A 537-nucleotide genomic window follows, 5' to 3' on the forward strand; every position below is an offset into this window, starting at 1 on the left:
TGGGGCAAGTCGCGCTTCGACACTGATGGCTTCGACCTCGGCAACGTCAAGCCAGATGGTTTCCTCGGCGGCCTGTATGCTGGCTACAACTTCGATCTGGGCAACAGTGTTGTTCTCGGTATCGACGGTGACGTGACCTACAACAACCTCAAGGATAGCGCATCAATCTTTGATGCAGCTGGCGTAGATACTGGTGTTAGCCTTGAAAGCAAGCTTCGCTGGTCGGGTGCCGTTCGTGCTCGCGCTGGTTACGCAGTTGACCGCTTCCTGCCTTATATCGCAGGTGGTGTTGCATTCGGTAGTGTCAAGAACAGCCTTGACAATGGCATTGATAGCGTTTCGCAGAGCAAGACCCTCACCGGCTGGACTGCTGGCGCAGGTATTGACTATGCAGCGACTGACAATGTCATCGTTCGTCTCGAATATCGTTATACCGATTACGGCCACAAGGATTTCGACTTCGGCGTTCCTGATGCTGGCGTTCGCGACAAGTTCAAGACCAACGAAGTTCGTCTCGGCGTCGCGTACAAGTTCTAA

General features: G+C 53.6%; 1 protein-coding gene. It reads left to right on the forward strand.

Going from position 1 to position 537, the window contains the following annotated elements; translation table 11 throughout:
- Nucleotides 1–537 (forward strand): outer membrane protein (locus tag QSJ70_RS27370; RefSeq protein ID WP_285541364.1); only part of this gene is annotated, 537 nt, incomplete at its 5' end.

It is taken from the genome of Brucella sp. NBRC 12950, assembly GCF_030268145.1.
Lineage (GTDB): Bacteria > Pseudomonadota > Alphaproteobacteria > Rhizobiales > Rhizobiaceae > Brucella.